This window comes from Streptomyces sp. NPDC101151, assembly GCF_044768335.1.
Classification (GTDB): Bacteria; Actinomycetota; Actinomycetes; order Streptomycetales; family Streptomycetaceae; genus Streptomyces.
The window spans coordinates 317,400-324,979 of sequence record NZ_JBIWPP010000009.1; the positions used below are offsets into that span (position 1 = coordinate 317,400).

Genomic DNA, 7,580 nt, shown 5'->3' on the forward strand with positions numbered 1-7,580 from the left:
ATGGTGGTCCTGAACCACGAAGAGCAGTACTCGGTCTGGTTCGCGGACCGGGAGCCGCCCGCCGGCTGGACCACGGAGGGCACCACAGGTACCAAGAGCGAGTGCCTGGCCCACATCGACCAGATCTGGACCGACATGCGCCCGCTCAGTCTGCGGCAGGCGATGGAACGTGATGCCGGATAGCCCGGTGGCGGCCAAGGCCGCACTTCCTTACGGCACCTGGCCGTCCCCCGTCACGGCCGAGTCGGTCAGCGCGGCCATGCCCGTCATGAGCGCGCTCCAACTGGACGGCGCGGACGTCTACTGGCTGGAGGGGCGCCCTGACTCCGGCCGTACGGTGGCCGTCCGCCGCACACCCGACGGGTGCACGGCGGACCTCACCGCAGACGGCACGGACGTACGGTCACGCGTCCACGAGTACGGCGGCGGCGCCCTTCATGTGCGCGACGGGGCCGTCCACTACATCAACGGTGCCGACCAGCGCGTCCACCGCAAGGACGCACGACACGACCGCCACCTCACCCCCGAGGACGGGCCAGGCACCGCACACCGCCACGCCGATCTCCGGGTCGTCCCGGGGACTGGCGGCGACCTGGTCTGCGTGCGGGAAAGCCACGACGACCAGCGCGTACGCAACGAGATCGTCAAGCTCGACGGCACCGGTGCCCGACCGCCGGCCGTCCTCGTCTCCGGCAACGACTTCTACGCCTCTCCGCGGCCGAGCCCGGACGGAACCATGCTCGCCTGGCTGACCTGGAACCACCCGGACATGCCCTGGACAGGCAGCCAACTGTGGCTGGGCCGCCTCCACGGCGACGGCACCGTCTCGGATGCCAGACCGATCACGGGCGACCGCGGCGAATCGGTGTTCCAGCCGGACTGGAGCCCGGACGGCGTCCTGCACTTCGTCACGGACCGCACCGGCTGGTGGAACCTCCACCGGCTGGGCGACGACGGCATCGAGCCGGTCATGCCGATGCGGGCGGAGTTCGGCTGGCCCCAGTGGACGCTCGATCCCTCGGCCTACTGCTTCATCTCCGGAGGCCGCATCGCCTGCCTCACCATCCGCGACGGCGTCCAACGACTGGGCATCATCGAACCGGGGCCCGCGGCCGAACTGCGGGATGCCGGGCTGCCGTACACCGCATTCCACGCGATAGCCGGAAACGAGCACGGCCTGTACGCCATCGCGGCGGCACCCGACAAGCCGCAGCGGCTCATCCGCGTCGATCCCGTCTCATGCCGCCACGAGGTCCTGCGCACCCCCGGCTCGGCCCTCGACACGCAGTGGCTGCAAGCCCCGGAGCCAGTCGGGCTCACAGCGGAGGACGGCCGTACCGTCCACGGCCTCTTCCACGCTCCCAGGCATCCCGCACACACGGGTCCGGCCGGTTCGCTGCCCCCGCTCATCCTGGTCTGCCACGGTGGCCCCACCACACAGGTCCTGCCCGAGTACAGACCCGGCATCCAGTACTGGACCAGCCGCGGCTTCGCCGTCTTCGAACTCAACTACCGTGGGAGCTCCGGCTGGGGCCGCTCCTACCGCGCCGCCCTGGAGGGCAACTGGGGCGTGGCCGACGTCCAGGACTGCATCGCCGCCGCGCAGCAACTGGCCGCACTCGGCAAGGTCGATGAGAACCGCATGGTCGTACGCGGCGGCAGCGCGGGCGGATACACGGTGCTCGCGACGCTCGCGGCGTCGGACGTCTTCGCGGCGGGCGTCAGCTACTTCGGCATCTGCGATCTGCGACTGCTGCGCGACAACACCCACAAGTTCGAGGAGCGTTCACTGGATCTCCTCGTCGGTCCCTGGCCCGAGGCGGAAGAGGAGTACCGGCGCCGCTCTCCCATCGAGCGGTGTGACGCGATCTCCGCCCCCGTGCTGTTTCTGCACGGCCGACAGGACAGGGTCGTACCGCCCGAGCAGTCCGCCCTGATGGCGAAGCGCCTGACCGAGCAGGGCGTCCGGTGCGACACGGTGTTCTTCGAGGACGAGGGGCACGGATTCGGGAAGCGCGCGAATGTCGTCGAGGCATTGAAGAGCGAACTGCGCTTCTTCCTGGACGTGTTGGGGCTGTAGCCCGTCGGCGCAGCCGGCCCGCACCGCTCGTCGTGCGGTGACAGAGACAAGACCCACGCAGGACGGGAATCCGTTGAGCCCGAGGTGCCACGGAGACCGGTCTGCATCGGCGTGCGGAAAACGATGAAGCGTGACCAGCGGAAGTCGTGAAAAGAGAGGCAACAGGAACGTGACACCGGAAACACTTGTGCTCGGCCAGCCCGACATCCACCGGATCGTCGACCTGGCCGGACGCGATCGGATCATGGACGAAATGATCGAGGGACTGCAGGCAGCATTCTCTGCCGCGGAGTCGGGAACGACGGCCACGCCCGCCCGGCAGGGTTTTCTGACGGGGACCCGGCGCACCGGCGTGCTCGAGTGGATGCCCCACCATGACATCGGCACAGCAATCACGATCAAGACCGTGTCGTACGCCCCGGAGAACCCCAACACCTTCGGGCTTCCCACCATATTGGGAACCGTGGCGCGATTCGACGACGAGACCGGCCACATGGTGGCGCTCAGCGATGGTGTCCTGCTCACCGCGATGCGCACGGGGGCGGCATCGGCCGTGGCGACCAGGCTGTTCGCCCATCCGGACAGCCGTGTCGTCGGACTGATCGGCGCCGGTGCCCAGGCAGTGACGCAGTTGCACGCTCTCTCGCGCGTCCTGGACATTGCTGAGGTCCTCGTCCACGACATCGACGAGGAGCACAGCAGGTCCCTGCCTCGACGAGTGAAGTTCCTCGGACTCGACGTCCGCGTTGCTTCCCTGGAGGAGATCGAGTCCCAGGCGGACGTGATCTGCACCGCGACCTCGGTCGATGTCGGTGAGGGTCCTGTCCTGACCGGAGAGGGCCTCAAACCGCACGTGCACATCAATGCCATCGGTGCCGATCTCCCCGGCAAGGTGGAGATTCCGGCGGCGGTGCTCAAGGACGCGTTCGTCTGCCCCGACCACCTGGAACAGGCAAAAAGGGAAGGAGAATGTCAGCAGCTCGCTCTCGAAGACATCGGACCGGGACTTCCGCGGATCTGTGCCGAACCGTCCACGGCCGAGTCGAGAAGGTTCTCCCGGACAGTCTTCGATTCCACGGGATTCGCTCTCGAGGACCATGTCGCCTTCGATGTCTTCCACCATTTCGCCCAGCGCTTCGGCGTGGGGCAGAAGATTCGCCTCGAATCGGTCTCGGGCGATGCGCTCAACCCGTACGACCAGGCACCGGCACCGGCCACGCCCACGGTCGTCACGGCACCGACAGGATCGTTGGCTGCAAGTTAGCTTGCCTGCCCGGGTGAGAGCCCCGCGCGTCGCCGTCCTGCTCGTGTGCTGGCTGATGACGCTTCCCGAACGGCTGCGGGGCAACGCGCTGCATGGCGCCAGAGGAGTTCACTCGCGGGGCGGTGATCGATGTCCGCACCACAGTGTTCTCCCTGGGCCGGGCGCTCCGCCTCCTGCTGGATGCCGCCTCACCGGAGCACCGGTTGCCTTCTGTGCACTCACTCGTCGGTGCCTGGCCGAGCAGTTGAGACCTGGCCTTGCCTACGGTGCGGTGGGCAGCGACTTGGGCGGGTAGCTGCGCAGGACGAGGGACGTGGTGACCGGTCCGTAGCGGGCGAGGGAGTCCACGACCTGTTCGAGGCGTGCGGCGTGGGGACAGTGCACGTCGAACAGCAGACAGTCCTCGCCGGTCACCCGGAGGGTCGAGACGACTTCGGGAGTCCGGGCGGCCAGGGTGAGCGCCTGGGACAACTGCGCGTGCGTGGTCCGCAGCCGGATGACGGCATGAATGTTCAGTCCTACTGCCGCCGGCGCGACGACGGCGCGGTAGCCGGTGATGATCCGGCTCCTTTCCAGGCGTTGGATGCGGGCGCTCGCCGCTGGTTGGGACAGTCCCACTCGGCGACCGACCTCGGCTCCGGTGAGCCGGCCGTCGGTCTGGAGCAGGTCCAGGATGGCCCGGTCGATCTCGTCGAGTGATTCCATCGTTGTGGCACCCACTTTCTTTGACATCACTTGCTGAGCCTGGTCCTGGCCGCTGATCCATCGAGAATCGCCCCCTGGAGGTGCCCACGGAGCGTGGGACCACGATGGGAAGGGCGGCTGGCGATGGTCGCGTACGTCATCATCCCCGGGATCGACGGTTCTGATGAGCAGCACTGGCAGAGCTGGTGGGCGAACAAGTGGGGAGCCTCGGCGGTCCGGATCACCCCGGCCTCGTGGGCCACGCCGGACCTGGAGGACTGGGTCGCCGCAGTTCAGGCGGCCTACGAGATCGCTTCCCGGCGTGACGGCCAGGTGGCGTTGGTGGCTCATAGCCTGGGCTGCTGGGCAGCCGCGCAGTGGTTGGGCCGGGCGCAGGCCCACGGGGTTACGGCATTCCTGGTCGCGCCGCCCGATCCGCAGGGGCCGGTGTTCCCGAGAGAGGCCGCGGCAACGTTCCTGGGCCTGTCCGCTCGCCCTTTGCCGTGTCGAAGCCTGGTGGTCACCAGCGACAACGACCCCTACTGCGCCCCGACGACATCCGCCTCGCTGGCGTCCGGGTGGCAGTCGCAATGGCATCCCATCGGCGGCCACGGGCACGTCAACTCCGGCAGTGGCCTCGGTGACTGGCCGGCCGGTCTGGCACTCCTGCACACGCTCGTCGACGACTGAGAGGACCGAGACGACTGAGACGGCCGGGCGGGCGCGGAGACAGATGAAGAACCTCCCTGACCGGAAGCCTCGCCCTGACAACCCCAGCCTTCCCGGACAGGCGAACCGGCCATCGGGCGGCCGCCGACATGAGCTGCCGGTGACCGAGCCGGCCTGGACCCCTTCTCGAGGTCAGTTCGGCTGCCGACGGGCCTGCTTCATCGCACGGGCGATGGCCCAGGCGTCCGCGACCGGTCCCACGTGCCGGAGCTTGTCCGGGTTGATGACCGTACGGACCGTCTGGATCTGCCCGTCGAGAACATCGAGCGTCAGGGTGTGGAGCACCTTGCCGTCCCGGTCGAGGAAGATCGCTCCCGGCTGGCCGTTGATCTCATGCGGCTCGAACGTCACGTCGATGCGGGCCATCTGGGGGATGACGGAAGCAAGCAGCCGGGCCACGTGCTCGGCGCCGATGACGGCCCGGGCCAGCTGCGGGGCCTTGCCGCCCCCGTCTCCGACCAGCTGCACATCGGCAGCCAGCAGATCCTGCAGCCCGCCCACGTCGCCGTTCCTCAACGCGTCGAAGAACCGCGTCGCCAGCTCCTGCCGTTCCTTGCGGTCCGCTTCGAACCGCGGTCGGCCGGCCTCCATGTGCCGCCGCGCCCGCACCAGCAGCTGCCGGCAGGCCGCTTCCGACCGCCCCACCGCCGCGGCGACTTCGTCGAACCCGAAGCCGAACACCTCGCGCAGCACAAACACGGCCCGCTCCAGCGGGCTGAGCCGTTCAAGCAACAGGAGCGCCGCCATCGACACCGAGTCGGCCAGCTCCACCGAGCGAGCCGGACCCTGAAACGGATCGCTCAGCAGCGGCTCGGGAAGCCACGGGCCCACATACTCCTCGCGCCGCACCCGCGCAGAGCGCAGCACATCGATCGAGATCCGCGTCACCGCGGCCGACAGGAAAGCCTTGGTCGACGTGGGCCGGGTCGACGAGCCGTCAAAGCGAAGCCACGTCTCCTGCACCGCGTCCTCGGCCTCACCCACACTGCCCAGAATGCGATAGGCGATCGAAATCAGCAGCGGCCGCAGCCGCTCGAACTCCTCGACCTTGCTCACTCCGGATCCCTCCCCCTGGAAGCCCGCCCACCCGGCCGTACGCGCCGGCACGGGCACTTCTAATGATCATCCGGACCATCGGCAGGCCAGAGTAACGCCCCCCGAGTCCGGGGCCCGGGGTCCGCAGCCGGGCCCTGTGCCGGTCGCCGATGGCGGTTCAGTGGAACTGCCCGGCCTCGTAGTTGCCGGCCGGCTGCTGGGTGATGACGTTCAGTCGGTTTACCGCGTTCATGAAGGAGACCAGGATCACCAGGGCAGCGAGCTGTTCGTCGTCGTAGTGCTTGGCGGCCTGCGCCCACACCGCGTCGCTGACCCGGTCTGCCGCATCCGCGATCCGGGTTCCCTCCTCCGCCAGCTCCAGCGCGGCGCGCTCGGCCTCGGTGAAGACCGTGGCCTCCCGCCATGCCGCGACGAGGTTCAGTCGCAGCGGGGTCTCGCCGGCTGCGGCGGCCTCCTTGGTGTGCATGTCGATGCAGACGGCGCAGCCGTTGATCTGGCTCACGCGAAGCGACACCAGCTCCTGCGTGGCGGTCGGCAGTGGGAAGTCCTTGAGCGCCTTGCCCGCCGACATGAAGTACTTGAGGGCCTTGCCGGCGGTGGGGCTGCCGAAGTAGTTCAGTCGCGCGTCCATGGTGTGCTCCTTCGCGGTTGTCGGTGGCTACACACCCTGAGACGGGGCAGCCCGACACCCTGTGACATGGACGAATGTGACCTGGGTCTCCCGGACGTCTGCGCACGTCCGCCGACGAAGGACTCCCCGTCGACACTCAGCGCCGGGTCCGTGTGCAAGCGGCGCGCAGGCGGTGCCGCGCCTGGAGCGCGCGCTTCGGCCTGACGCCGTCGATGCCCGGTCCGCCACCGACGGCGCCGGCCCGACTGACGCCACGTCGGTGCCACGCCTGGAGCGCGCGTTTCGGCCTGACGCCGTCGATGCCCGGTCCGCCACCGACGGCGCCGGCCCGACTGACGCCACGTTTGCTGCAGTCAGTTGCCGCAGCGTCAGGTTGGTCTGCCGGCTATTGGTCACGAGCAGCACGTGGTCCGACGGTCCTGACCGCCCTCAGCCTCGCCCGGGCTGCCAGGGCTGGCTTACAGGCCGGGGGCGCGGAAGGCCACCTGCCGACGGGCGGCCTCGTCGATCTCGTCGAGGGTGAGGAGAGGTGTGGCCCGGGTCTGGAGGGCGCCGCTGGCCTTGACGGTGAGGCTGACGGCGGCCATGGAGACCGGGTCCGGGAAGTCGACGATGAGCACGATGTCGTCCTCCCCGAAGGCGAAGTACATGGCCTCGACCTTTCAGCCGAGGCCGGTGACGACCTGGTCGACGGCAGCGCGGCGGCCGTTCGCGCCTTCCTTGAGCAGACCCTTGGTGCCGTCGGGGGTGTAGGTGGCTTGGATGAGGAACTTCGGCATGGGGGCGCTCCCTGCCCATTGAATGACCGGTATGCAGAATGGGTTTCCCGCTGTCTCATGGGCCGCCACTGACCGAACGTCCGGATTCACCCGTTGGAGCGTGCTCGCCTGCCGAGCGTGCCGTCCATCGCCAGGGACCTGCGCGCAGGAACGGTCATGGGGAAGCATGGCCGGAGGCTGTGTGGCCGAGGCGGTGTGTGATGGCCCGTGCATTTGGGCACCGGGTGTCGCTGGGGCCGGGCAAGTCGGCAGGGTGGTGGGGGGGGGGGGGGGGGCCCCACCTCCGGCACCCCCGGTGGGGTGGTGTTCAACGGCCGCCGGGATTAGTTGTGGCGGTACGGGGTGTGGGCTGTCACC

Annotated in this window: 8 protein-coding genes; 4 read left to right on the forward strand and 4 right to left on the reverse strand. The window is 68.9% G+C overall.

Annotation, left to right across the window (positions count from 1 at the left end):
* The 3 genes from ACIRU3_RS20035 to ACIRU3_RS20045 all read left to right on the forward strand — a co-directional run bounded on the left by ACIRU3_RS20035 (position 1) and on the right by ACIRU3_RS20045 (position 3,344).
* On the forward strand, positions 1–183 hold the full coding sequence (locus tag ACIRU3_RS20035) for an MbtH family protein (RefSeq protein ID WP_404057934.1): 183 nt from the start codon (positions 1–3) through the stop codon (positions 181–183).
* Entirely contained in the window at positions 173–2,080 is a 1,908-nt protein-coding gene (locus tag ACIRU3_RS20040; RefSeq protein ID WP_404057890.1) for a S9 family peptidase, read from the forward strand. The genes ACIRU3_RS20035 and ACIRU3_RS20040 overlap by 11 nt, the downstream gene beginning before the upstream one ends.
* Before the next feature lie 169 nt (positions 2,081–2,249).
* Positions 2,250–3,344: an ornithine cyclodeaminase family protein gene (locus ACIRU3_RS20045; protein WP_404057892.1), complete on the forward strand. Its 1,095-nt coding sequence runs from the start codon at positions 2,250–2,252 to the stop codon at positions 3,342–3,344.
* A 261-nt stretch (positions 3,345–3,605) separates the two neighbouring features.
* Here the strand turns inward: ACIRU3_RS20045 and ACIRU3_RS20050 are convergent, their stop codons facing one another.
* A complete protein-coding gene (locus tag ACIRU3_RS20050; protein ID WP_404057894.1) occupies positions 3,606–4,049 on the reverse strand; it encodes an Lrp/AsnC family transcriptional regulator in 444 nt (147 codons plus the stop codon).
* A 93-nt stretch (positions 4,050–4,142) separates the two neighbouring features.
* On the opposite strand from ACIRU3_RS20050, the gene ACIRU3_RS20055 reads away from it, so the two are divergent.
* The gene (locus tag ACIRU3_RS20055; protein WP_404057896.1) at positions 4,143–4,718 is read left to right on the forward strand and encodes an RBBP9/YdeN family alpha/beta hydrolase; all 576 of its coding nucleotides are present in this window, start codon (positions 4,143–4,145) and stop codon (positions 4,716–4,718) included.
* A gap of 171 nt (positions 4,719–4,889) precedes the next feature.
* On the opposite strand, the gene ACIRU3_RS20060 is transcribed toward ACIRU3_RS20055, so the two are convergent.
* From ACIRU3_RS20060 to ACIRU3_RS20070, 3 genes are all read right to left on the reverse strand, one after another.
* Complete coding sequence (locus ACIRU3_RS20060) at positions 4,890–5,813, reverse strand: RNA polymerase sigma-70 factor (RefSeq protein ID WP_404057898.1); 924 nt, start codon at positions 5,811–5,813, stop codon at positions 4,890–4,892.
* Between the two features lie 157 nt (positions 5,814–5,970).
* On the reverse strand, positions 5,971–6,444 hold the full coding sequence (locus tag ACIRU3_RS20065) for a carboxymuconolactone decarboxylase family protein (protein ID WP_404057900.1): 474 nt from the start codon (positions 6,442–6,444) through the stop codon (positions 5,971–5,973).
* A gap of 458 nt (positions 6,445–6,902) precedes the next feature.
* A complete protein-coding gene (locus ACIRU3_RS20070; RefSeq protein WP_404057902.1) occupies positions 6,903–7,094 on the reverse strand; it encodes a GYD domain-containing protein in 192 nt (63 codons plus the stop codon).
* Positions 7,095–7,580 lie beyond the last annotated feature (486 nt).